Annotated in this window: 26 protein-coding genes and 1 pseudogene; 8 read left to right on the top strand and 19 right to left on the bottom strand. The window is 37.0% G+C overall.

Features of this window, described 5'->3' with window-relative positions; genetic code table 11:
* Positions 1-321: 321 nt before the first annotated feature.
* The 4 genes from LG276_RS05285 (at position 322) to LG276_RS05270 (ending at position 5,681) form a co-directional block, all read left to right on the top strand.
* Positions 322-1,413 carry an endospore germination permease gene (locus LG276_RS05285; protein ID WP_404293036.1) on the top strand — a complete coding sequence of 364 codons (1,092 nt, stop codon included), beginning with the start codon at positions 322-324 and terminating at the stop codon, positions 1,411-1,413.
* Complete coding sequence (locus LG276_RS05280; RefSeq protein ID WP_404293034.1) at positions 1,400-2,854, top strand: spore germination protein; 1,455 nt, start codon at positions 1,400-1,402, stop codon at positions 2,852-2,854. The genes LG276_RS05285 and LG276_RS05280 overlap by 14 nt, the downstream gene beginning before the upstream one ends.
* The gene (locus tag LG276_RS05275; RefSeq protein ID WP_404293032.1) at positions 2,855-3,985 is read left to right on the top strand and encodes a Ger(x)C family spore germination protein; all 1,131 of its coding nucleotides are present in this window, start codon (positions 2,855-2,857) and stop codon (positions 3,983-3,985) included. It abuts the gene before it with no gap.
* Between the two features lie 265 nt (positions 3,986-4,250).
* On the top strand, positions 4,251-5,681 hold the full coding sequence (locus LG276_RS05270; RefSeq protein ID WP_404293030.1) for an IS4 family transposase: 1,431 nt from the start codon (positions 4,251-4,253) through the stop codon (positions 5,679-5,681).
* A gap of 473 nt (positions 5,682-6,154) precedes the next feature.
* Here the strand turns inward: LG276_RS05270 and LG276_RS05265 are convergent, their stop codons facing one another.
* Together LG276_RS05265 and LG276_RS05260 are read right to left on the bottom strand one after the other, a co-directional pair.
* Positions 6,155-6,436, bottom strand: a complete 282-nt coding sequence (locus LG276_RS05265; RefSeq protein WP_251162690.1) for a heavy metal-binding domain-containing protein — start codon at positions 6,434-6,436, stop codon at positions 6,155-6,157.
* Positions 6,437-6,451: 15 nt separating this feature from the next.
* Positions 6,452-6,820, bottom strand: a pseudogene (locus tag LG276_RS05260) (C40 family peptidase); the annotation flags it as partial.
* A 271-nt stretch (positions 6,821-7,091) separates the two neighbouring features.
* Between LG276_RS05260 and LG276_RS05255 the strand changes: the two are divergent.
* The 3 genes from LG276_RS05255 to LG276_RS05245 all read left to right on the top strand — a co-directional run bounded on the left by LG276_RS05255 (position 7,092) and on the right by LG276_RS05245 (position 7,593).
* Entirely contained in the window at positions 7,092-7,163 is a 72-nt protein-coding gene (locus LG276_RS05255; RefSeq protein WP_373370939.1) for a ZinT/AdcA family metal-binding protein, read from the top strand.
* Positions 7,164-7,255: 92 nt separating this feature from the next.
* Entirely contained in the window at positions 7,256-7,327 is a 72-nt protein-coding gene (locus tag LG276_RS05250; protein ID WP_404294397.1) for a hypothetical protein, read from the top strand.
* A 56-nt stretch (positions 7,328-7,383) separates the two neighbouring features.
* Positions 7,384-7,593 (top strand): ZinT/AdcA family metal-binding protein, encoded by a 210-nt coding sequence (locus tag LG276_RS05245; protein ID WP_251162691.1) that lies wholly within the window; start codon positions 7,384-7,386, stop codon positions 7,591-7,593.
* A 115-nt stretch (positions 7,594-7,708) separates the two neighbouring features.
* On the opposite strand, the gene LG276_RS05240 is transcribed toward LG276_RS05245, so the two are convergent.
* From LG276_RS05240 to LG276_RS05170, 15 genes are all read right to left on the bottom strand, one after another.
* Entirely contained in the window at positions 7,709-8,536 is an 828-nt protein-coding gene (locus tag LG276_RS05240; RefSeq protein ID WP_224934831.1) for an STAS domain-containing protein, read from the bottom strand.
* A gap of 116 nt (positions 8,537-8,652) precedes the next feature.
* A complete protein-coding gene (locus LG276_RS05235) occupies positions 8,653-9,918 on the bottom strand; it encodes a dicarboxylate/amino acid:cation symporter (RefSeq protein ID WP_251162692.1) in 1,266 nt (421 codons plus the stop codon).
* A gap of 142 nt (positions 9,919-10,060) precedes the next feature.
* Positions 10,061-10,978, bottom strand: coding sequence for a phosphotransferase (locus LG276_RS05230; RefSeq protein WP_404293724.1), 918 nt, complete (start codon positions 10,976-10,978; stop codon positions 10,061-10,063).
* 220 nt (positions 10,979-11,198) lie between these two features.
* Positions 11,199-11,918 carry a glycerophosphodiester phosphodiesterase gene (locus LG276_RS05225; RefSeq protein WP_224934825.1) on the bottom strand — a complete coding sequence of 240 codons (720 nt, stop codon included), beginning with the start codon at positions 11,916-11,918 and terminating at the stop codon, positions 11,199-11,201.
* Between the two features lie 4 nt (positions 11,919-11,922).
* Positions 11,923-13,248: an ABC transporter substrate-binding protein gene (locus LG276_RS05220; protein ID WP_404293722.1), complete on the bottom strand. Its 1,326-nt coding sequence runs from the start codon at positions 13,246-13,248 to the stop codon at positions 11,923-11,925.
* A 22-nt stretch (positions 13,249-13,270) separates the two neighbouring features.
* A complete protein-coding gene (locus tag LG276_RS05215; protein WP_404293720.1) occupies positions 13,271-14,083 on the bottom strand; it encodes a carbohydrate ABC transporter permease in 813 nt (270 codons plus the stop codon).
* Positions 14,080-14,991 (bottom strand): carbohydrate ABC transporter permease, encoded by a 912-nt coding sequence (locus tag LG276_RS05210; RefSeq protein WP_404294395.1) that lies wholly within the window; start codon positions 14,989-14,991, stop codon positions 14,080-14,082. The genes LG276_RS05215 and LG276_RS05210 overlap by 4 nt, the downstream gene beginning before the upstream one ends.
* A gap of 19 nt (positions 14,992-15,010) precedes the next feature.
* Positions 15,011-16,096: an ABC transporter ATP-binding protein gene (locus tag LG276_RS05205; protein ID WP_224934818.1), complete on the bottom strand. Its 1,086-nt coding sequence runs from the start codon at positions 16,094-16,096 to the stop codon at positions 15,011-15,013.
* 339 nt (positions 16,097-16,435) lie between these two features.
* Positions 16,436-16,696, bottom strand: a complete 261-nt coding sequence (locus LG276_RS05200; RefSeq protein WP_224935714.1) for a YciI family protein — start codon at positions 16,694-16,696, stop codon at positions 16,436-16,438.
* 39 nt (positions 16,697-16,735) lie between these two features.
* Positions 16,736-18,055: a GntP family permease gene (locus tag LG276_RS05195; RefSeq protein WP_251162695.1), complete on the bottom strand. Its 1,320-nt coding sequence runs from the start codon at positions 18,053-18,055 to the stop codon at positions 16,736-16,738.
* A 37-nt stretch (positions 18,056-18,092) separates the two neighbouring features.
* Positions 18,093-19,376: a histidinol dehydrogenase gene (gene hisD, locus LG276_RS05190; RefSeq protein ID WP_224935713.1), complete on the bottom strand. Its 1,284-nt coding sequence runs from the start codon at positions 19,374-19,376 to the stop codon at positions 18,093-18,095.
* A 208-nt stretch (positions 19,377-19,584) separates the two neighbouring features.
* A complete protein-coding gene (locus LG276_RS05185; protein WP_224934814.1) occupies positions 19,585-20,568 on the bottom strand; it encodes a LacI family DNA-binding transcriptional regulator in 984 nt (327 codons plus the stop codon).
* A 144-nt stretch (positions 20,569-20,712) separates the two neighbouring features.
* Entirely contained in the window at positions 20,713-21,255 is a 543-nt protein-coding gene (gene lepB, locus LG276_RS05180) for a signal peptidase I (RefSeq protein WP_404293717.1), read from the bottom strand.
* Between the two features lie 81 nt (positions 21,256-21,336).
* Positions 21,337-21,522 (bottom strand): cysteine-rich CWC family protein, encoded by a 186-nt coding sequence (locus LG276_RS05175; RefSeq protein WP_224934812.1) that lies wholly within the window; start codon positions 21,520-21,522, stop codon positions 21,337-21,339.
* Positions 21,523-21,624: 102 nt separating this feature from the next.
* Positions 21,625-22,503: a helix-turn-helix domain-containing protein gene (locus LG276_RS05170; protein WP_404293715.1), complete on the bottom strand. Its 879-nt coding sequence runs from the start codon at positions 22,501-22,503 to the stop codon at positions 21,625-21,627.
* A gap of 386 nt (positions 22,504-22,889) precedes the next feature.
* On the opposite strand from LG276_RS05170, the gene LG276_RS05165 reads away from it, so the two are divergent.
* Positions 22,890-23,909, top strand: a complete 1,020-nt coding sequence (locus LG276_RS05165) for a beta-carotene 15,15'-monooxygenase (RefSeq protein ID WP_224934808.1) — start codon at positions 22,890-22,892, stop codon at positions 23,907-23,909.
* Positions 23,910-23,971: 62 nt separating this feature from the next.
* Here LG276_RS05165 and LG276_RS05160 read toward each other — a convergent pair whose 3' ends face one another.
* Both LG276_RS05160 and LG276_RS05155 read right to left on the bottom strand, forming a co-directional pair.
* Entirely contained in the window at positions 23,972-25,168 is a 1,197-nt protein-coding gene (locus LG276_RS05160) for a PLP-dependent aminotransferase family protein (RefSeq protein WP_224934806.1), read from the bottom strand.
* 35 nt (positions 25,169-25,203) lie between these two features.
* Positions 25,204-25,980 (bottom strand): ABC transporter ATP-binding protein, encoded by a 777-nt coding sequence (locus tag LG276_RS05155; RefSeq protein WP_095370352.1) that lies wholly within the window; start codon positions 25,978-25,980, stop codon positions 25,204-25,206.

The raw sequence follows: 25,980 nt of genomic DNA, 5'->3' as shown, positions 1-25,980 counted from the left end.
TTATGAGCTGATACTGTAGATAACTACCCAATCGTTGAATAATTAAATCCCAATTTCTCATTTAAATCACTGAGAGATTGGGATTTTTAATACTGGAATATCCTTAACGTTGTAAATCCGCGTTTTGCTGGCGGTACCCCATAGCCATCAAGCTAAGAAAATAAATGCCCCTAAAATGAAAATTTTAGTTTAATTCCTTGAAATTGGTTAGAGAAAGAGCACGAAGAAGGTTCTGCCCAATAATACAGGGATAAAATCTAAATTATGGGTTAATGATATGCCTATATCTATTTTATTTCTAAAGAGAACGGATGATAGATAATGGGCAGAATCACCATCACACAACTATTTGCTATTTTCCTTTTAAGTACAGGATTGAGCAATCATGTCATCGTAATTCCATTATTACTTAATTCTGCTGGCCGCGATGCCTGGATTAGTGTAATTATCGGATATATTTTGATTCTGGCTTTTTCTTTGCTTATACTCCGCATTACTACACAATTACAATCTGTTTCACTTTTTGAATGGATTACTTCAAATTATTCAAAAGTTCTCAGTGTGATCATTGCTGTTCTTATTGCTACATTTCTTCTTGTTACTGGATGGATTTCATTAAAGGAAACGGTTATGTGGACAAATGAAACCTATTTGCTGAATACACCCGTTTTTATTATTTCGTTTTTTATATTGGGATCCTCTATTTATATTTCATATGGCAAATTGAATATCATTGCGATATGTGCGGGAGTATTGCTGCCACTTGTTGTGTTATTTGGCATTTTTGTGGCACTTGGAACGCTTCCTGATAAAGACTATCATTTGATTACACCTGTACTTGTTGAAAACGGTTGGCTGGATGTGTTTCACGGTTCTCTTTTTGCATTTGGTTCTGCAATCGAGATATTTTTAATAATTATGCTGCAGCATCAAGTGACTAATAAACTTAAGTTTAGACACCTTATCTTTCTTGTTGTATTTTTATCCATACTAACGGTTGGGCCACTGCTAGGAAGCATTGCTATTTTTGGCGTGGAAGAGGCGGCGGATATTAGATACCCAGCTTTTTTTCAATGGCGGATACTAGGCATCGGCAATTATTTTAACCACTTGGATTTTCTATCGATTTATCAATGGACTTCTGGGAACTTTATCCGATTAGCAATTATCCTTTATTTGATTACACAAGCATTTTCTATCAAAAAGAAAAAAATGCGGCTAATGATACAATTATGTATTTGTATTTTGTATATTTTGTTGATTATTGCACCAATATCTGATGAACAGTTCTTATTGTTTCTAAGTCACTATTATTATATTTACAGTAGTATATTCGCTGTATTTATCATACTCTTCCTTGCTTTATTAATTAGAATGTCAAAAAACAAGGTGTCGAATCATGCACAAAAATAATACATCAAATGAAATTTACATTATTGAGCTTTTCCGGCATTCATCAGATATTTCCGTTGAAAGACATCATTTGTTTAGTCAGATTAATAAAGAACAAATGCTTGTTTTTTATTGCAATGGATTAATTGACCATAAATTATTAATTAATAGCATTCTCCCTGATATTCAATCTAACTACTATCAAAATGGCCTTGAGGGCGTTGAAAACATAAATAGCTCTATGCGATTATCATGGAAGGAAAATAAAGATAATATCAATCAAAATATCCAAGAAAAAATACTTAATGGATATACAGGAATCTCCATCGCAGATACGGTCTATTTTTTTAACACTGCAAATCCTCCTATTCGTAAAACTGAGGAATCTACAACTGAAGTCAATATACGAGGTCCAAGGGACGCCTTTGTTGAAGATATAAGTTCAAATATGGCATTAGTCCGAAAGCGAGTAAAGTCCAATTCACTTGTTTCTAAGTCCTTTACGATTGGCCAACGAAGTCAAACACAAGTGCAGCTTATTTATCTAACAGATATACAAAATGATGAAATCATTCATGAAGTGACGAACCGATTAAATGCAATTGATATTGACTTCCTTAATAGCGACAATCAATTATTAGGGCTAATTGGTGAATCAAACTATTCTCCTTTTCCGTTATTGCAATCCGTTTCGCGGCCAGATGGTGTTGTCAGCAGTCTTGCAAGGGGAAGATTCGCTATTTTAGTTGATAATGTTCCAAATGCATTAATTGCGCCTGCAAATTTGGGATTATTATTGCATACTTCAGAAGACGAACATTCTCCATATTACTATGTCACTTTTGAGCTGATGCTCAGATTAATTGGGCTAATATTATCTATTTTTTTACCAGCTTTCTGGGTGTCGATATCTGCATTTAATATGGATCAAATTCCCTTACCGTTACTAGCGACAATTGCAGCTTCAAGAATTGGCATCCCTTTTAATACGACATTGGAGCTTTTATTAATGCTCGGTTTGTTTGAACTGTTTCGTGAAGCAGGCGTGCGGTTGCCAAAAGCAGTTGGACAGACTGTTGCTGTAGTTGGCGGGTTAGTCGTTGGAGATGCAGCCATTCGTGCAGGACTAACATCGCCAACAATGCTTGTTATTTCTTCGATAACAGCAGTTTCAACATTCACATTAGGTAATCAAGCATTATTCGGCACAGTATCGCTTCTTCGCATTGGTTCCATTATCTTATCATCTGTATTTGGAATGTTTGGCTTTTTTATCAGCGTCTTTTTGGTCCTTGGCCATCTAGCTAAATTAGAGTCATTTGGGATCCCTTATTTAAGTCCAGTTTCTCCTTTTGTAAAAAAAGACTTTCTCAAATCAATTACGAAATATCCGACGTCTAAACAAAATGAGCGTGCAAAGATTCTTAATCCATTAGATAAAGATAGACAGGGTGATAAGTAAATGAAGAGAACTAAAATAATGCTATTAATTGGTTGTTTGATATTTGTACTTACTGGATGCTGGGATGGAAAGGAAATTGGCGAAGTGAATTATGTGACAACACTGGGAATTGATTACAAAGATGAATATTATCTTTTGTATGTACAGTCTCTCGACTTTTCAAGTGTGGCTAAACAGGAAACTGGTAAACCGACCGAACCTGTTCCTTTATATATCGGGAAAGGCAAAGGACGTAACATAAATGATGCCATTTATGATTTATATCGGACATCGCAACAATCAATAAATTGGGCTCACATAGGCGCCATTATTTATTCTGAGTCTGTATTGGAAAGAGGACTAGATGAGGTCAGGCAAGCGCTGCGAAAGAATGGAGAATTCCGCTACACCCCATGGATGTTTGGAACAAAGGACCCAATTGAGGAAGTGCTTAGCGTTACAGGATTTTTCCAAATGCCGCCAATATACACAATCCTTTATAAACCTACTGACACATATAATATATATTCGTTCATCAGACCGTTAAGAATGCACCATTTTTCTGCACTTCTTAGTGAACCAGGCAGTACAGTTTTACTGCCTTCTCTATCTATAGATGACACGAAATGGACTGAATCAAAAAATAAGCCAATTCCAAAGGAAACACTTAAAATAAACGGTACCTTTCCTATTTCTGATAAGAAATCTAAAGAATGGCTTTCTTATGATGAACTTTCCGGTATAAGATGGATGGAAGCAAAAACAAAGAATACTCCTGTAGATTTAATAAAAGATGGTAAAATTAAAGGACTAGTTCTAGTAACAAAACCGTCAACAAAGATTAGAGTGTTGAGAGAAAAAGATAATTTCCAATTCACTTTTCACGTAAAAGCAAAGGGCACACTGGAGAGTTTAGAAGAATATCTTTCCGATGACCAAATTGAAAAAATAGTTAGGAAACAAATCGAGAAGGAAATTAAAGAAACCTATTTAAATGGACTTGAAAAAGATATTGATGTATTTAATTTAAAAAATATGATTTTTCATGAACGCGTAAAACCTAGTCAGTTAAACAATAACCAACTAACTGCTGATTCACTCCGAGAAGTTTTGGTTGACTTTCAGCTAAAAAGCAGAGGTGTCTATGATTGAAATATTAATCACAAGAGAAAAGTATGTGTATTGTAAATCAGTTATAAAAACTTCCATTTGTTATATCTGTTTGCAAGAGAAAAAAGTATGTAATGGTTCTTTTACTATCTCCTGTAGACTTTTGGATTTGGAGGTTACCTCAATAGTACAAGTTTTTTCTAGGGTAGAGTCACATGCCCATCAAGCTAAGTAAAAAAAATAGCTCCAATAATAAGAAAACGCTATGCTTATCGTAAGGAGTTTACGAGAAAGGATGGTGTTTTTTATGAATCCTATCATCTCTAGTGAACTGACATTTTTTTCACAAGAAATACAACGCTTTCTATCTCCAATAGTTCTTAAAGAAATAGCCAAAAAGGTTGGTTTTGTGCAGCGATCTAGTAAGTATCAAGCAGATGAACTGATCGCCCTTTGTGTTTGGCTCAGCCAAGAAGTCGCTAGTACATCACTTACGCAACTATGTAGTCGTTTGGAGGCTTCAACAGGTGTACTCATGAGCCAAGAGGGGCTCAATCAACGCTTTAATCCAGCAGCTGTGGCATTCCTCAGAGAAGTTTTTTCTTCACTCCTAGCACAAAAACTCTGTTTCAATCGATCAATTTCTTCAGACATGATTTCTTCTTTCAAACGTATTCGGATTTTAGATGCAACTGTATTTCAGCTACCTGATTCCTTCTCAACTGATTATCAAGGTTCTGGGGGGAGCAGTAATACTGCGGGGGTTAAAATCCAATTGGAATACGATTTACTAAGTGGCCAGTTTTTAAACGTACAGCTAGGACCTGGAAAGAACAATGATAAAACATATGGTACTACCTGCCTTGAAACTGTAAAGAATAATGATCTATGTTTACGTGATCTTGGTTACTTTGATTTAAAAGATTTACAAGCTATTCATGATAGGAATGCTTATTTTATTTCTCGCTTGAAGTTAAATACACGTATTTATATCATGAATCCCCACCCAGAATTCTTCAATAATGGTACTTTAAAAAAACAAACCGAATACATTCAAGTTGATATGAATCAAATATTGTCTAGTCTAAGTCCTGGTGAAACTTTGGAAATACCAGAAGCATATATTGGACAAAATCAGAAGCTTCCAGCACGTGTCATCATCCATCGATTAACCGAAAATCAAACGCAAACCCGCCTAAAAAACCAAGCCATACGAGAAAAGAAGAAAGGTATTGTCATGAAGGATAAAAGTAAGCAATTGATGGGCATGAACGTCTATATTACGAACACATCACCAGAAGAAGTCCCCGTTGATTATGTCCATTCCCTCTATTCCTTGCGTTGGCAGATTGAGATTTTATTTAAAACATGGAAGTCATTTTTTGAAATTGATGAATGCAAAGCAATCAAAAAAGAACGCTTAGAGTGCCATTTATATGGCCAACTCATTGGCATTCTCCTTTGTTCTTCTACCATGTTTCAAATGCGACAGTTACTGTTTGAAAAGAAAAAGAAGGAGTTGAGTGAATACAAAGCAATTTATATGATCAAAGATTACTTCCCATTACTGTTTCAAGCGATGGCAGTTGGAACAGAAGAACTTCTGAAAATTCTGCATCGCCTTTATCATCTACTAAAAAAGAACGGTCGTAAATGTCATCGGTATAAGAAGATGACTGTCTTTGATATTCTAGGAGTTGTGTATGAAACGACGGTGAAGGATAGACAAGCTGCCTAGCAGAAAAATTGCATTTTAATAGGCTTCTTTGGCATGCCTACTTTTCTATCACTCGCTCGTTTTGAAACAAGAATGATTTCGTACTTAGTCATTTACATCGTTAGCTTGATGGGCATGTGGCGGTACCCCTATTAGCATTTTTTTCATTTCGACCATTCCTTTCTATTTTTTCAATTTTTTGTTCTTTAAGAATATATCACGATTTTATTTTTCCACAAATAGGGAATTATTCATATTTTTATAATTTTTAAAAAATTAAAGAACTATATAGGAGTACTGACAGCAAAACGCTTTTACAAAGAATAGTTCACTCTGCAGACAACCTTTCATTTACACAAAAAAAGAAATTAACAACGCTTCATTGGCTCTGTGGCGAAATTAATTTCTTTTAAACGGGATAATATCTTTTAAATGTAAATGACTTTTGATTTAAACATAGTAAAGCAGCCATTAAGGCTGCTCCGTAGTAGTTATTAATCAATCAATTTAATTACAGTGCCATATCCTGAAACCATAACATTTTTATCTTGATTAAAAAATTTAGTATCATAACGGATATGGATAACTCCATCCCCACCCATGCTTTCAGCGTATTCCATCACTTGCAAATTAATTTTATTAAATGCCTCCGAAATGAGGTCTTTTTCTTTTGTAAAACTAATTAATTTGTTCTCTTTTACAGGTGTTGTGATGTAATTATGGTAAACATCTAATACTTCATATTTTTCTTTAATATCCCCTGTCGACATAATCATTTGATTTTTCCTCCTTTAAAGTCGCTTCACTCTACCGTTAAATGTATCTTTCCAATACCCACTTGTCATATCTTCAATTGCCACACCTTTACTCGTTTGAGCACCTATGAATCTTCCATCTCCTATATAAATACCTACATGCCCATCGTCTTTATAGGTATTGAAGAAAACAAGGTCTCCTGGTTTCGCTTCTTTTAGTGATACGGTTTTACCAAGGTTCTTTAATGTATCAGTAGTAGTTGATGTTAACGGCCCGAGATTTACACCAACTTGATCAAAAGCCCAATGTACAAAGCTTGAACAATCAAAGCGCCCTGCTTCAATATCACTTTGGTTTCTTCCACCACCAAAGACGTATTCGGAATTACCAATCCATTGACGCCCAATGTCAGCTACTTCTACACCACTTAACCCCTCTGCTTATATAAAAAAAACTGCATACCAAAATATATCAACAAGTGCAAAAAAAGAAGGATTACGAAAAATGAGAGAACAAAATGAAAAAATGAAATTTATTTTCTTTGGGAGCTTCCATCTATTTATTTTAGCTGCTTGTGCAGTGAAGGAAGTCACAGATTCATCTGCAAAAAATTAGGCTGTAGATGAAACAGATACTCGTGGTCATAGTCATCACCAAGAAGACAATGACCAGCAAATTTATGAAGGATTTTTCGGTGAGGACCAAGTAAAAGACCGCTCCCTTTCTGATTGGGAAGGAGACTGGTAATCTGGAACACTTGATGAGGTATAACAGCACAAAGTTAAAGAGCATGTAGAAAAAAATACAAAGAGCATTATACAGTAGGTTACAAAACAGAGATTGATAGAATAGAAATAGCTGGTGAAAAAATGATATTTCATCATGAAGAAACTACACTTTCTGGAACATAGAATAGGATGGATTAAAGATCCTTACTTATGAAGCTGGTAATCAGGGGGTTCAGTATTTGTTCAAACGAGTGGATGGAGATCAAGCCGCACCAAAGTTTGTGCAATGTAGTGACCATCATATATATTCAACACCAAGCGCTCATTTTCATATTTATCTAGGTAATGACGATCAGGAAACTCTCCTAGAAGAACTAACAAGTACGCCAACTTATGATCCATCAGATTTGAGTGAAGAAGAAATTGTTCACGAGAAGATCGTACATTAAGACCTAAATGATATAAAAGAACCTAGGTTTGTAAGAGAAAAGAAAACAGGTTCACTCACTATGAAAATAAAATAGAACACGAAAAATTTTTCATGTTCTATTTTATTTTAACTATTTATAATGTCTTTGTATGATGAATGGCTTGTGCCAATGAAGAATAGATTTTAATATTACGGAAATTAATACCTAATTGAACAGCTGTTTGCGCAATTTCTGGTCGAATACCTGAAAGACTGGCGACGGTACCAATTAATTTCAAGCCATCTATAACCTGAAAAATTTGAGCAGCCACCATTGTATCTATGATTGCTACGCCAGATAAATCAATCACAAGCTCTTCAATTTGCATATCGTTACATTGTTCGAGTGTTTTATCAAAAATGACTTGCGCACGATGAGTATCAATATCTCCAACTAGAGGGAGAATAGCTACATCCTGTTTAATTTTTATCACTGGTGTACTAAGTTCAATAATCATCTCTTGCTGTGCTTTTAACATACGATTAGATTCTTCGATATTTCTTCTACTAAATTCACTCATAATTTTTCTAAATGATTGCGAAATCAATCGATTAAGCGTGTTAACTTCTTTATGTGATAACACCGTCGTTGATTCCTCAATATAATATTGAACTACATCGAAATATTGCTCTTGCACACTAAGAAATTCACTAATGATTTCATCTAAGGGCGTGCTTAAATGGGCAGGGTCCTTTGCAATAGAAGTAACCCATTCATCGAATGCTTCTGTTGGTGCCTCAGATTCTGTGTTAAATAACTCTGCAAAGATTTCATGGAATGCATGATTTTGTTTCTTTAATGTAGTAATTTGAGAATCGTCTGTTGTGCTATAGACACCATCTTTACTCTTATCTAATTCCGCATACCAATTCTCTGTTAAATCCCAAGTTTTCTCCTTAAAGTACTCGTAAAATGATTTCATCCGCATTTTCTCCTAATCATCAACATTGTGAGTATCACTTTCCCCAAAATATGATACCAGAATTCTTATACCCAATCACCTAAAACTATAAACCTATTTTTATAAATTTTTTTAAATTAAACTGTTTTTACATGGAGCGCCTTTTTCAACCAATCTTTTCCCTCTACTAATCTACTAACCATCATCGCGCACACCGTATTACCTGTTGAGTTCAGAAGTGTGGCTGGCGCATCAATAATTGTACTGATCACAGCTATAATCGGCAGTACTTCAGGCGGAAATCCAAATACACTCAAGATGAGCATTTCACCAATTAATCCCCCACTAGGTATCGCTCCCATAACCGCACCTACTAAAAAGGCGACAGCAATGATACTTAATATTGTTGGCAAATCTGTCATACTTTGCCCAAACAAGCTAAATATAAAAACAATCTTAATCACGCCACCAAAAACTGAGCCATCTTTATGGGTGTTTGCTCCTAATGGGATAACTGTTTCAGCAATATCTTTAGGTACGCCCATTTTCTTCGTCGCGTCAAGATTCACTGGAATACTTGCCGCACTTGAACATGTTGCAATTGCAGTCACTGAGGGTGAAATCGCATTTTTCCAAAATACACTGATTCCCTCTTTCCCACCAGCAATAAAGGCATACAATGTGAAAAAGCCAAAATAATAGACAAGTGTTATACCTAGATATAAAACAAAAGCACGAACATACCCACCTAAAATCTGCGGTCCTAATTCACCAATAATCGTTGCAAAATAACACCCTAGACCAATCGGCGCATAATACATAACAATCTTTACAATTTTCATCATAATATCTGTGCCTGATTGTAAGAAGGTAGCCATTGGTCTGCCTTTCTCACCTACTAGTGCGGTAGCCAAGCCAAATAAGATGGCGAAAACAATAAGCTGTAACATATTGCTTTTAGAGAATAAAAGATGGAAATCATTAACGGTCACCGTCTCAACTAGTTTTGCAAGTAACGAAATATTCTCAGGTTCCTCTTCTGCCACTTCCGCCTCATCCATCATAGCAATAATACTTGAAGTATCCGTTTCTTTTAATGGATCGAATAGAGAGGTACCTGCGAATCCTAATACAGCAGAAACGACTGCTGTTAAAAAGAAAACGAGGAATGTACTTCCCATAATTTTACCTAAACGTTTCATCCCACTAATATTCGCAATCGCCGATGCTATACTAAAAAAGACGAGTGGAACAATAATCATAAACATTAAATTTAAAAATAGATCTCCAAAAGGTTTCACAACAGATGTCGCAGGCCCGAACACTACCCCTGCTATACCACCAATAAGAATAGCAGCTAATAACAAAATAGTCGTACGATAGGTCGAAAATAACTTCTTCATTATAAAAAACTCCTTCCTCTCTTACTTCATGACACAAAAAGAAAACTCACCCATTGGCGAGTTACTAATGGTAGCATTCAAATGTTCTAACTAAATTGATAACCCTTGTATTTTAGCGTATTTTTAATCTTTAAGCTAGCTATTAATGATTGGAAATGAGATTCGCTAACCCTACTTTCGCTTCTCTTATAATGCCTTCATCCTGTTTATCCATCCCATAAAAAAGTAAATAGCACATCACATGCAACCCTCTGAACATAGCTAACGATTCCGTTTCTTTATCAATTGCACCATAAATAGAAAAAAAGCGTTCCCTCATATATGATGGAACGAACGTATAAGCAACAGCTAAATCAACCGCCCGATGGCCAAGATGCATATCTCCAAAATCGATTACACCTGCAAGCCGCAAATTATTACAAATCAGAAAGTTGCGGAAATAAAAATCCCCATGAACCAATGTATTCCTTGCCGTTACACTCGTATTTATTGCTAGTTGAATGATGGCTAAAAAAGGTTTTCGCGAGTCAATAACTTCATTTGCCTCCATCCATTCTAATCGTTGAATAACTTCTAGTTTTTTTGCATGAACGTCTAGCCTGCCAATTTCATCCCCTATGATTCCATGAAAATGACTACTTGGTATTTGATGAAGGGCTTTTAAAAATAAGGCAATGTCCTCAACGATAGCGCCACGATCTTCCACGCTTATCTCTCGTTCATTGATAGAAACACCCTTAATCAACGGATAACCTGTGAATGGGTATGGAAACTTACTACTTGGTTGACCAATATATATAGGTGTAGAAATTTGAATATTACTGTGTAAGTGTTGCTTTAATTGTGGTAACCATCTATTTTCTCTTTCTATTAAGGGCACAGCAATTTTTCTTCGTGGAAATCTAAAAATGACCGATTCATTTACAACGAATACTTTATTATCCCACCCTTCACCGCTCTCTTTAATAGTGACAGGTTCAAGTATCGGAAACTGTTCCCTAATTATTTGTTGTGCTTCGTCTATAGTAACTTCAACATCGCTATCCCATATTGCAGACAATATTCAGCCCTCCTCTTTAATAACAGTTTGCTATTTACACCTGAATCCTATCTTATCACACTAACTAAAGCTTCCTTATTTATGCTTGTAAAACTTCAATTTTAAATTCCGGAGTAAAAACTCTTTTAGACACGAAAAATACTCCTCTTTAGTTGTCAGATTTTTTAAAAATCTGTCTACTAAAGGGGAGCATACAATCACACTACACTTGCCTTACTTTTTATTTAAGTTGTTCGGGTACGTCTGTCATAATGACCTCGACACCTGTTTCAACTAATTGTTCCTTTACTGCTCTTTCGTTTACGGTATAGACACGAAGAGGATATCCTTTTTCTATCGCTTCTCTTCCATAAGTAGAAAGAGCGAAACTTGGTTGACAATGAATGGCATCGGCACCGATATCCCTTGCTACTTTAATAGCTTCCTGTTTCACACCAGCAATTAAATAACCAACCGAGATATTCGGATTTATCGCTTTTACTTTCTTTAAACTAGGTGCATTAAATGAAGAAATAATTACTCGGTCTTGTATTTGGTACCGATCAATCAAATCTAAAACTTTTCTTTCCATCCCCTCATAAGCAATGATATCGTTCTTTAATTCTATATTTAATGTAAGGTCATTGCCCTCCTCTACAAGCCACTCTAATACTAGTTGAAGTGATGGTAAACCCTCGCCGATAAAATCAGAAGAAAACCATCCTCCTGCATCTAAGCCAAGGAGTTCTTCTAAAGTTAAATCTTTAACATAACCCTTGCCATTCGTAGTACGATTGATTTGTTCATCGTGAATAATGACTAGGTGGCCGTCCTTACTCATTTGCACATCTAATTCGATTCCCTCAACTCCAGCATCTAAGGCAGCTTGGAATGCAGTCATTGTATTTTCAGGAAAGGTACCACTCATTCCTCGATGAGCATAAATAGAAACTTCATCCACCCTCTCACTGACTCCCATTTTTTCTGTTCGCTGCCTCTAATGACTGATCTATTTCTGCTGCCGCACGATCCAATGCTTCTTTCGGTTCAACACCTTGATATAGGCTTTCCATTGCACTCACAACTTTTTGACGCGCTTCTGGGAAGACAGAAATTAATGCCCCTTGAGTCGCCTCAGATGGAATTGTATTTTTCAACTGATCAACCGTTACTTTTAGCTGTGGATACTTCTCCCACTCTTCTTGTACAACCGGTAAGTCATAGGCTGCTGGGTTAATAGAAAAATAACCTGACTTTAAATGCCATTGTGCCTGTACGTCAGGAGTGGTCACATATTTCATGAACTCCCATGCAGCACGCTGTTTTTCCTCATCAATATCTTTCGCCATCCATAAAGAAGCGCCGCCAATAATTACCCCTTGTCTGTCTACTCCATCCGGTACAGGTAAATATCCTGCACCGACCTCAAACGGTGCATTATCAACTGTCGCTCTAATACCTGCTGATGAATCTAGGTACATAGCAATTTTGCCAGATTGGAAAGCGGCCCGGATATCATCCCAATTTTGTCCAGTATTATAGAAGGTACCTTCTTTATGCATCTCACTAATTAATTCAAAGACTTTTAGCCCTTCTTCACCATTAAATACTGCCTTTTCCGCATTACCAGTACGTCCGTTATCATTATCAACAAATAATCCACCTTGGACTGCGATTAATTCCTCAATAAACCAGCCGTAATTTAAAATTGAAAAGCCCACTTGGTCATCGTTCGTTAATTTCTTAGCTACCTCTTTTAACTCACTATATGTCTCAGGGGCTTTCTCTGGATCTAATCCAGCTTCTTTAAAAGCATCTTTATTGTAAATAAGTACCGGAGTGGATGAATTGAATGGCATCGAATATTGCGTGCCATCTACAGAATAATAATTAGTGATATTCTTCTCCCATTGATTCATATCGTATCCTTCATCATCAATAAATTTCTGCACTGGTTGTATTTTCCCTGAATCAATCATATATTTCGTCCCGACTTCAAAAGTTTGCATGATTGCTGGGGCATCTTCTGTTCCAGCTACCGTATTAAACTTCGTAATCGCTTCTTCATATGTCCCTTGAAAAACAGGTGTAACTGTAATCTCATCTTGTTCCGCATTGAAACCATCAGCTACTTCTTGCACAACATGCTCAAGCTCGCCACTCATCGAATGCCAAAATATCACTTCTGTTTTTCCATCTTCACTAGCTTCCTCTGTATTTGCCGAATCATTTGAACATGCCGTCATGAATATAAGCATACATAAGATACTGACCACCCAAAGCTTCTTCATTCTTTTCATCCTCTCCCCACTTCTACTTTATTGCTCCTCTAGTTAACCCTTCTTGTAAACGTTTTTGACCAACAAAGATTAATAGTAAAGTTGGCAAAATGACGAGCATCACCCCTGCCATTACCACCCCCCATTCAGAGGCAATTTCTTGTGTCTGCATCTGCTTTAAGCCAATTTGGACGGTCCTTACCTTTTCATCATTCGTGACAAGCAATGGCCATAAGTACATATTCCAAGCCGTCAAAAAGCAATAGATTCCGAGCGTTATTAAACTAGTTTTTGAAATCGGCAAGACAACCGTTAAGAAGAACTTAAAGCGACTCACCCCCGAAACCTGGGAAGCTTCGAATAATTCAATAGGAATCGTCTTAAATTGTTGTCTAAGCAGAAAAGTCCCAAAGGCCATAGCGAAGAAAGGAATCGTTAATCCTGGAAAACTATTTAACCATCCCAGTGATTGTATCGTTTGAAAATTTGGTACCATCGTCGCTTCCCAAGGAATCATCATCGTGGAAATAAAAAGCATAAACAAAAGGTTTTTCCCTTTAAATTTTGTAAAAACAAAAGCAAAGGCTGCTAAACTGCAGAGTAGTAATTGTCCCAACATAATGACTGTGGATACGACCAAGCTATTGATCAAATACCGCAGTAACGGAACCTTTTCGAAAGCATTCAGATAGTTGGTTAGTGTAAAGTTTTCTGGTATGAGCTTTCCTTGCAGAACTTCTCCCCCTTGCATAAAACTAATCATAAAAGCGTAGACAATGGGAAAAAACATGATAAAACCTGAGAGAATAAGGACTAAATATAATAAGATTTTCTTCCCGATTGTCATTGATAATGCACCTTCCTCTCACCGAGCTTGAACTGGATCACTGTCAAGATGAAGACACATAGAAAGAGAAGAACCGCCTGTGCGCTGGCAGAACCAATATTATAGTTAATGAAGGCATCTTTATAAATGGAATACACAATCACATTGGTTGAATCGATTGGTCCTCCCTTTGTCAAAATATCGATTTGCCCAAATGACTGAAATGAATTAATCATCGTCACTGTAAGAACAAAGAAAAGTGTTGGTGATAGCATTGGGAGTGTGATTTTTCTAAAGGAATATGAAGAACTTACCCCAGCAATTCTTGCGCTTTCATATAATTGGGAGTCGATATTTTGTAAACCCCCTAGCAAAATGAGAAACGTAAACCCTGTATTCATCCAAATCGTCGCGATTGCGACTGAGAGCAACGCAGTATTCGGATCTAATAAGAAATGCATATCAGCAAAACCAAAAAAGTTTAGTATTTTGTTCGCTATGCCAATCGAAGGGTTATAAATAAACATCCATATGACTGATGAGGCAGCTACGCTCATGCCCATCGTTGAGGAAAAGATGGTTCTAAAGAAACCAATGCCTTTTAATTTCTGATTAGCTAGTAAAGCCAAAGCAAGAGCGAGAATCACACCAACTGGTACCGTGTATAAAACGAATAAGAAAGTGGCCTTAGCACTTGTTAAAAAACTAGTTGAAGAAAGCAATGTAGTAAAGTTCTCCCAACCTGCAAAAGACAACGGTTTTCCTTGTGTATCAGTATAGAAAAAGCTCAAATATACCGTCCTAACCATCGGATAAAATAGAAAAATAATAAATAAAATAAAAGATGGTAGTACATATAACCAGCCTTCAAAAGATGCAAGGGAAAATCGATTTTTTCTTAGAGTTGGCCGCTTTGGGTCAACGTTCATATTAAGTGATGACATAAAACTAAATCACCTCCACACCTTCAAGAAAAGTATTCTGTTTCGTTTGATCATCAAAGAAAACTAAGTCCTCTGTTTTGATAGCAAAAGAAACCTTCTCTCCTAAAGGGATCGCATGTTGACCTTGCCACCTTGCTGTCCACTGCAATTTATCCGTTAACTGAAAATTAATTAGTGTTTCTGTCCCAAGCATTTCTACATTTGTAACGATAGCTTGCAATGTGGCCTCATCCGTATTCGTTGCTCTTACTAAATGCTCAGGTCTAATTCCAATCGTGAATTCACCGGTTAAATTATGATGAATTTGCGGGAGCGTTGTATCGCATGGCAGATGGACATTTCCATTTTGAATATATCCATTCACCATATTCATCGGCGGTGCACCAATAAAGGATGCCACAAACGTATTCGCCGGGTGATTATAAATATCAAGCGGCTTCCCAACTTGTTGCACTTCACCTTGATTTAAAATCATCATGCGATCGGCCATCGTCATCGCCTCTGTTTGATCATGTGTGACATAAATCATCGTAATACCCAATTTTCTTTGTAACTGCCTTATCTCTGAACGCATTTTTGTTCTCAATTTTGCATCAAGATTTGAAAGTGGTTCATCCATTAAACATATAGGATCTTGTGTAACGATTGCTCTAGCGAGTGCTACACGCTGCCTTTGACCACCCGATAATTCCCTTGGTTTCCTTTTCAAATATGGTGTGAGTCCAAGCATTTCTGCCGCTTCCTTACACCTCTGAGATTGTTCAACTTTCGTCAGTTTTTTCACATGTAGACCAAAGGCAATGTTTTGTTCAACTGTCATATGAGGAAACAGAGCATAATTTTGAAACACCATAGATAATTCTCTCTTACTTGGCTTTAACTTATTTGCATAAGCCCCGCCAATATAAAGCTCACCACTACTTATTTCCTCTAATCCAGCAATCATCCTTAACAACGTACTTTTTCCACAACCAGAGGGCCCGACTAACACAAAAAATTCCCCAGGCTCAATCACTATATCAATCCCTTTTAACACTTCTATATCCGCTTGGTAAGACTTTCTCATCTGTTTTAATTCCAAAGCACGCATATTCTCTCACCCCTTATACCGCCCCCTAAAGAAAGCCATATACCGATGAAGTAAAAAACCCTTTACTCGTCGAATATACGGCTTTTTGAAAGAAGGCAAGTCTATCCACTTGTTATATATTCATGATACTTTTGGAATATGAAGGAAATATTAGATTCCCGTATAATAATGTAAAATACGCTTAAACTTTATGGATATACGGTAAAGACAGTGGTGAGAACAGATTATATAATCGGTTGTTCACATCGCCGTTATCCAATCCAGCACCTACTTCCTATCTACTCTTCAAACAAAAAAAAGAACATACATAGATATGCATGTTCTTATTCCAATATATGACTACTCGATGATAGACCATTCCTTTAGCTCTAATCGACGAGCATGATGGACAATATATGGGTCATTTTCTGCTAATGTCATTGCTTCATCGTAACTATCGGCATTGTATACGACTAGCCCACCAGTTCCATCAGCAAAGGGACCTTTGGCGAAGATTTTCTGTTCTTTCTCCAGTTTGTTTAAATACGCTAGGTGATCTGGACGAATCTCCTTACTTTTCTCAATATCTACCATATGCAGAATTGCCACAAAATAAGATATGACGATAACCTCCTATGAATCTATTTACTTTTTTCTAGATTATACACCAACACCGAAAGAAAATAGAATAACCGCTAGTACAACAGCAGCAATTGGTACCACTACAGTCATTAAACCGAATGCGGGATAAGCATCTTTATGCGTTTCTCCAGCAATAGAACGAATGGTTGTCACCGCATATCCTCCATGTGGTAATGAATCAAGCGTACCTGAAGATAAGGATACCGTTCTATGGAGCGCTTCTGCATTCACACCCATATCTAAATAATGAGGTGCTAAGATTGGTAAAGCAATTGTTTGCCCGCCAGATGAGGAACCGGTTAATCCAGCGATAACCATAACAGACAATGCCCCTCCAATTAATGGTGAACCGGGAATACTGGTCATAAAATCTACAGCAGAAGAAAACGCAGGTGTGATTTTTGCTACACCGCCAAAACCAACAACAGCAGCCGTATTTCCAATTGCTATAAGAGCTCCCATTGTTCCTTCTCCCACAGCTTCCCAGAAATTTCTGAAATATTTACGATTAAGTAGCCATGTAGCTATAACACCACCTGTTAAGGCAAGAATTAATGCGGATTGCGCTAAAGAATCGTGGAAAACAAAGGCAACAATAAGAACAACTAATAAAGGAATAAGGCTTAATAAAGGATGAGGTAATTCACTTCTTATTTCATTGTTATCTGTATCTCTTCCAACAAATTTTTCTCCCTTCCTTACCGCCCTTCGTATCACTTTCATCAATAACCAATAGCCAAATATAAGCATAAATATCGCTGTTATTATACTAACTTCCCATCCGGCATATGGGTTTGTCCCTAAATAAGGAATTGGAATCCAGTTTTGTATTTCTGGTGAACCTGCAGATGTCATTGTAAAAGTTGTTGACCCAAAAGCAAGTGCAGCCGGAATAAATCGCCGAGGTAAATCGGCTTCTTTAAACAAACTTACTGCCATCGGGTAAACAGCAAAGGCAACTACGAATAAACTAACACCACCATAGGTTAATACTGCACAAGAAAGGACTACTGCAAGCACAGCATGCTTCATCCCGATTTTTGTTACAATCCAATGGGAAACGCTTTCAGCAGCACCGCTATCTTCCATTACCTTCCCAAATATAGCCCCGGCTAAAAACATCAAGTACCATGAAGTAATGAAACCGGCAAAACCATCCATATAACCCGTAATGAAATCTACTTCATCCTTACCTGCAAACTGTGGAAATAACGGAACACCATTCAGCACTGCAACAAACAGTGCTGAAAGTGGCGCTACAATTAAAAGGTTCATCCCACGCATCACAAGGACAGTAAGTAAGACTAATCCACCAATTAAACCGATCATACTTAACATTGAATATCACCTGCTTTTTATCTAGTTAAAAGCTCATTTACTGTTGATTTCCGTATCTTCTCACACGTAGTAAAGCTTGTTCTGCATGTCCTGCGAAATTCTCTAATTGACATAAACGTGCAGCATATTCACCAATATAGGCACTTTGTTCTTTTGATGTTACCTTTTGATAGGTCACTGTTTTAAGAAACTTGCCTACCCACAAGCCACCAGTATATTTGGCTGCCCCTTTTGTTGGTAGTGTATGGTTGGTACCAATCACCTTATCACCGTATGCTACATTCGTTTCTGGTCCTAAGAACAAGCAGCCATAATTCGTCATATTCTCTAAAAAGAAGTCTGGGTTTTTTGTTAATATCTCTACATGTTCAAATGCAAGTCTATCTGCTTCTGTTAAAGCTTCCTGCTCGTCCTCAACTAAAAGGATTTGTCCATAATCATTCCAAGAAACACGTGCTACATCAGCAGTCGGTAATATCTTTAATTGGCGTTCAATTTCCTTCACTGTTTCCTCTGCAATTTTTTTAGAGGTAGTGATTAATGCACCTGGAGATGTCGGTCCATGCTCTCCTTGACCTAATAAGTCAGTAGCAATCATTTCAGGATCACTGGTTTCATCAGCCACGACTAGTGTTTCCGTAGGTCCAGCGAATAAATCGATACCCACGCGACCATATAATTGACGTTTGGCTTCTGCAACAAAAGCATTTCCTGGACCAACAATCATATCAACCGCTTCCATTGTTTCCGTGCCAATTGCCATACCAGCCATTGCCTGAATTCCACCTAAAATATAAATTTCATCTGCTCCTGCTTTATGCATAGCGTACACAGTTGCTGCAGGGATTTCACCATTGATGGGAGGAGTACAAGCGATGACCCTTTTTACCCCAGCAACTTTCGCAGTTAAAACACTCATATGCGCTGAAGCCACCATTGGATAACGTCCACCTGGGATATAACAACCTACACTATTAACTGGAATATTCTTATGACCTAAAATAACACCTGGCATTGTTTCAACTTCAATGTCTTTCATTGATTTTCGTTGCTCTTCGGCAAAATTCCTAATGTTATTTTGAGCAAACTCAATATCTAAAATAGTTTGTTCAGGAATCGAAGCGCAAATCTCCTCTATTTGTTGCTCACTTAAACGAAAAGTTTCTGGAGACCATTTATCAAATTTTTCCGATAGTTCTTTTAAAGCCTGATCCCCTTCTTTTTCAATTTTATTAATTGTGTTTCTTACAATCTCAGAAACTTTTAAATCTTCTTGTTGAATATCCTCTTCTACTTTTCCTCTTTTTAGGTAAATGACCATCATTCATTTCCTCACTTTCTGGATTTTTGCATACGTATGCAAAAACTTTTAAAAAAAATATCATTTTGTTTTGCATACGTATGCAAAGGTTATGAAATAGATGATAAATGAAGCGTTTTCATTTGTCAAATATATATTTTGTTATTTTCCTATATTCAGAAATTTTTACATAAAGAAAAATCCTTGGGCTGCAAGGACTTTCCTTCTTTTATTTTGTCGTTTGACGATGGATAAACTTACCTTGAACCTTCACTGTCTTATGCCCGGTTTCCCGCTGATTTCGTTCAAGGAGGCGAATGGTTTCATCCACCATCTCTTCAATAGGTTGAACCCATGTAGAAAGATTATAATTAGGCCAAGAGGACATTTTGATATCATCAAAACCAATCACCATTGTCTGTTCTGGCACCTTTATTTCCTTGCTTTTCAATGCATCAAGAGCACCTAATGCCGTAATATCATTAGCCCCAAATATCACATCTGGTACATACTCTTTTTCAATCAATTCTTTTGTTAAGAAAAAGGCTTTCTCGTATGTATAGTCACCTTCAAGAATCTTGACGGGGATTCCTTTGTTTTTGAAGTAATTAACAAATCCTTCTTGTCTTTCCTGACTAGTTGATGTATTTATTTTACCTGTAATAAAGACGATTTTTTCACAGTACAGGCGATCGACATATTTTGCTATTTCATTTGCTGCATTGATATTATCACAACTGACAGAATTACACTCAAGATTCTTATCATAGCGATTAAACAATGTCACTGGAATATGATTATTTTTTAGTTTAGTCACAATGTTAGATGAGAGCATTGCATCTGTAATTATAATCCCCTCGACATTATATTCAAGAAAATGATTGATTTCCTCTTGCTGTATCTCTTCATTTTCTGTATAGACAAATAAAACTGAATATCCCTTCGCTTTTAGCTTGTTCGTAAAAATCCCTAATACTTCATGGTAAAATGGGTTTTGAATATCCTTCATTGCTAATCCAATCATATTTGTTCGTTTCGTTATAAGACTTCGTGCAAGAGCATTCGGCTGATAGTTTAACTGCTCAGCCACCTCAAGCACTCGCTGTCTCGTCTTCTCGGACACGCTTGCACCTGGAGTAAATACTCTTGATACAGTTGACTGCGAAACATTTGCCAACCTCGCCACTTCCATCGCCGATACTATCCTTTTCACTGTTTTTTCGACTCCTAATTATTTTGATATGTTATAGTTTAACATTTTTTCGAGTGAATGTTAGAACCTAACATGACGTTATCAATAAAGTTCTATTCACGAAAAAAACCTAGCGAATCAACAAACTAGGTTTTTCCTTCTCCCTTATTTAACGACTTCCATATGATCCATCGGCCAAATAACCGCTTTGGCTTTCCCAAGGATTCTTTCTTCAGAGATGACACCTATGACCCTACTATCAAGACTTCGTTTTCGGTTATCTCCTAATACAAAATAATGCCCTTCAGGAACAACGGTTTGACTTACTTTCGTATCTTTGAGCTCAAAATCATCTGTAAGCATGCCTCTTTCTAGTGCTTCTTTTAACTCATTTAAATAAGGTTCATCGTATTCCTTACCATTTATGTATAAATGATCATTTTCATAGGTAATTTCATCTCCTGGCAGGCCAATTACTCTTTTAATAAAATTACGCTCTCCATCACTATCAAAGACTACAATATCAAAGCGGTCAGGTTCACCTAATTTACTCATAACAACTCGGCTTTGGTCATGTAATGTCGGTTCCATTGAAGCCCCATCTACAACGACAGGAGAAAAGATGAAAATACGGATAAGAAAAGAAATAATTAGTGCAATTATCAATGCTTTGATCCACTCAAACATTTCAGTTCGGACTTTTTGCACACACAATACCTCCTAATATTTCTCCATTTTCTATTCGCTATCAAGCGAGCAAACTCCTCCTGAATGTAAAATATATACATCTCACTTTTTATATTTTCTTATACATCTCTCACAAACACAACTTTTTCCCCTATTCTCCTGAGGAATTAATTCTAAGAGTGTTTGTGGGATACCACCAATATGGAAGCACCAACAATCCTTGAGCTTGCTCTCTTCAAGCCCACAGTTGTTTTGCTCACCACAAACTGGACATTGTTGTTTATTCATCCTTTCACCTCTCACCCAATACTACTCAGCTTTTATTATGGCATAAACAGGAGATGAAGTTCACAGAAAAATAGGAAAAGCATGTAGCCTTTCCTTTAGCATCTATTCACTAAAATCAAGATTTTGCGGTTCTTTTGGTAGACTCTCTTGAAAAGAAAGGTTCGTTGTTGGCACATGTTCACTGACCTCTACTAATTGAAACCCATCCATCCAGACCTTCCCTTTTCCAATGAGTAATACCCCGAAATGAATGGACATACTCTCTTCAGGCACATCTAATACAATGGTATAATGATTCCACGCATTTGTACCCGTAATGGGGCGATTATCCATATTATCGAACTGTAGCACATCACCATTATTGTCATCTACTCTCATCCAAGCCCCACATTTTTCTACATCTTCCGTCTTTATATAACATGTTAGTTTCAGTCTTTTCCCTCTATATTTCTCAGCTTGGAACTGTTGCATAATAGTAGCGAATTGCTGGCTATTTACATCACTAATATTTTTAAGTAAAGCAGATTGATGCCCCGTATGGAAAGTTTGTTGGTCCAATGTCATTTGATAATATTTTGGGGCGCTTCCACTTAATATCCAGCCATGAATAATTGTTTCTCTCGTCATCTTATTGTTCTCCTCCTTTAAATGGATAAGACTAAATAACTTACGGTACTTGCCCGGTGGTAGAGAATAAATCTCTTTAAAGGCCCTCGTAAAAGCCTCTTGAGATTGAAAATGAAGCAAAAAAGCAATCGAAAGAATAGATTCATCACTGTCTATTAATAACGATACTGCTAAAGCAAGCCTACGAAAACGAATATATTCACCAATTGTCCGACCCGTTTCTTGTTTGAATACCCTTATGAGATGAAACTTGGAATATCCTACATTCCTTGTTAAATCATCAAGTTGGATCTTATCTAGTAGATGCGTCTCTATAAAACAAATTGTTTTTTGCGTCGTTTCACTATACTGCACACTCACTCACCTCCCCTTTATTTTACGATAGCTGATTGAGGTTTTTTTGATGGGGATTGCTAAAATAATTATTTATTATCCTACAGGGGGAATTTATTCGATGGTTACTTGTTGCTCATAATGGTATTGTAAATAAATGTTTAAAAAGTAAAATCAATATGAACGTCTTTTATAGAAATCCTTCCCCGTCCGAAAACGCGAAACTCAAAGACTCCTGATCAAACACTTTGAATGACAAAAATGCATTAGTCCCTTTATTTTACGGCTCTGTTTTCTTTTGTACTTTCCTTTCACATCCGTACTTCAATTATCCTGCTCATTCATTTTTTATTTGGAAGCCCCTTCTGTTCATATGGTATAATTTAACTAAATGGGAGTGATAAGACATGAAAACCATAAACAAAGGGAAGTATCTGTGGCTTTTTTTATTACTGGCGGTTCTCTTTTTCAATACCCTTCTGTATCAGACCTCAGTTGGTGCATTGATTCTACCGGCAAATGCGCAAGACGTTGTTTTGGGTTCATTGATTGACTTCATGATCATGTTGCCATTATTTTTCATGTTATATAAAGGGAAGTTTTCTTTAAAATCTGCATTGTTACTTTGTGCGAGTGGCTGCCTTTTGGCAAGATTGATTATACCAGCGGAATTGCTCGCGCCGTATTCCTCTTTTGTATGGGGCGTTATTTTAATCGAGGTTATATTTATTTCTTTAGAACTTTTACTTATTGTAACCTTTATAAAGTATATGCCACAAATTATTAAGGAAGTAAAACAAAGCTCATTACCAACTGTGTTCTCATATTCATATGCTGTTGATCACTACACGAAGAAGTATCAGATTATTCGTATTGTTTGTTCAGAATGTTTAATGTTCTATTATGCTTTTGCTAGTTGGAAAAAAACACCGCGAGAGGGCATAACACTTTATAAAAACTCCAGTTATATTGCTTTTCAGATTATGCTTATCCATGCCATCCTTATTGAAACTATCGCTATTCATTGGTTAATCCATCAGTATTCTATCGTTTTATCAATAATCCTATTTATCAGCAATGTGTATGCTGTTATTTTTTTCATTGGTGACATACAAGCAATGAAATTAAACCCTATTTATTATCAAAACGGCACTCTATACCTATCACTCGGATTAGTGAAACGAGTGGTTATTCCAATTGAAGATATTAAAACACTGATGGAGGAAAAGTCAGTACTTCAAGGGAAATTATCAAAGGATACCGTTGAATTTATGACTAGAGATTTAGAAAAAGTGTACCCAGATATCATTCTAGAACTAAAGGAACCTGTTCATGTAACTTATTTTATGGGATTTAAGAAAGCCTATAAAAAAGTAGCGATTCGCTCTGATTCTCCTTTACAGTTGAAAGAGTGGCTCACTTTATAAATCATCTTCACACCTTCAAACCTAATAAGAGCGTGCACCTCAGGATTGTGCACGCTCCTACCTTATTTATTGATTTCTTCTGCCACTACATGACTTAGAATTTCGATTCCCTTTTTAATTTCCTCTTTACTCGCATAGCTAAATGATAAACGTAAGAAGCTTTTGCCCTCGTCTTGGTGTAAGAAGAAGTATTGGCCCGGTACGTATGCTACGCCTGCTTGTTTCGCTTTCGCAAGCATAGCCGTTGTATCGACCCCAGGCACTTCAATCCACATAAAGTAACCACCTTCTGGGCGGTACCATTTCACACCCTCAGGCATGAAATGAATCAATGCTTCATATAAAATGACTGCCTTTTCTTCATATTTTTCTGTTAGTAAAACAGAACGATGGGCTAAATTCACTTTTTCTAGATAAGCAGACATCACCGACTGGGCAAAGGGATGCTCTAAATCTTTCTTGAACCAGAAAAGCGCTTCTATCCACTCACTATGTGCAGCGATCCAGCCAACACGCATGCCTGGAGCGACTACTTTTGATAGCGAGCCGACATAAAATACACGATCCTCTTCATCTAATGATTTTAATGTTGTTGGACTTTCTCCAAACGCAAGCTCACCGTAGGCATCATCTTCAAGAATGAGAAAATCATACTCTATTGCTAGTTTGATTAATTTCTCCCGCCTAGCGAAAGATAACGTCGTGCCTGTTGGATTTTGGAAGGTTGGAATTGTATAGAGAAGCTTTGGAAGAGGTTCTTCCTTCTTCGTCCTTTCGATTAATATCTCTTCCAATTGTTTCGTGTCCAAACCATCTGCATCAATAGGGATTGTGATGATGTTTTTCGTGTAATTTTGGAAGATTTCCAGTGCCTCCATATAAGTCGGTGACTCGACGATAATGAAGGCATTTTCATCTAATAAAATACGAGCAATAAGATCGATGGCCTGACAAGCACCTGAAGTCACAAGTACTTCATCCTCTTGCACTTCCATCTTTCGTTCGTTCATACGCTCGATCAATTGTGTTCTTAATTGATCAATTCTTGGACTACCAATATAGTGAAGCGGCAAATCTTGTTCTTCTGTCAATAATCGTTCTGTAGCTTCCTTTAATTCAGTTGACGGAACAAGGTTAGCAGCCGGATAACCCGAGTTCAGGCGAATACATCCTTCCGGTACTGCTGACATCCATGACCCTGGAGGTATATTGCTGAGGGCCTGCTTAACGACCTCAGGGAAATAGGCTTCTCTCTTCAATTGTACCAAGCACCTTTCTGTTTTCATTTATAAAATTAAATAGATTTTAAGCTTTCTTCTCGTATTAATGATAACAGTTCTTCTTTGTATTGTGCGAATTGATTTGTCGCTTTCACACTAAAGTCTCTTGGTCTAGCAATATCAATCGGTACCTTTTTCTTCAGCCTTCCTGGTCTAGCTGTCATTACATAAACCGAATCGGCTAGAAAAATTGATTCATCGACATCATGCGTAATAAAGAGAATCGTTTTCTTCGACTTTTCCCATGCCTTTAATAAAACCTCTTGCATAATATTTCTTGTTTGCGCATCAAGTGCACCAAATGGTTCGTCCATTAATAATACCTTCGGGTCATTTGCTAACGCACGAGCGATGGCCACACGCTGTTTCATCCCTCCAGAAAGTTGAACAGGATAGTGATTCTCAAATCCCTCTAATCCAATTAATTGAAGATAATGACGAGCGAGATCATCTCTTTCCTTTTGTTTTGCTCCCTTTAATTTTAAGCCAAAAGAGATATTTTCTTTTACCGTCAACCAAGGATATAGAGTATACGATTGGAATACCATGCCTCTATCTGGGCCAGGCCCATCGATAGGTTGGCCATCTAATAATACCTCACCGGTTGTCGCTTCCTCTAAACCAGCAACAATTCTTAATACGGTTGATTTACCACAACCGGAGGGACCAAGAATCGTAACAAATTCACCATCATCAATGGTAAAGGATGTTTTTTGTAGTGCGGTTGTGTCGCCGCTTTTTGTTCTAAATATTTTATCCACATCTTTAATTTCAAGCTTCGGTGTAGTCAT

The sequence above is a fragment of the Cytobacillus kochii genome, assembly GCF_044790165.1.
Lineage (GTDB): Bacteria > Bacillota > Bacilli > Bacillales > Cytobacillaceae > Cytobacillus > Cytobacillus kochii.
Note: the sequence above shows the minus strand (reverse complement) of the source record. Positions and strands in the feature narration are given on the sequence as shown.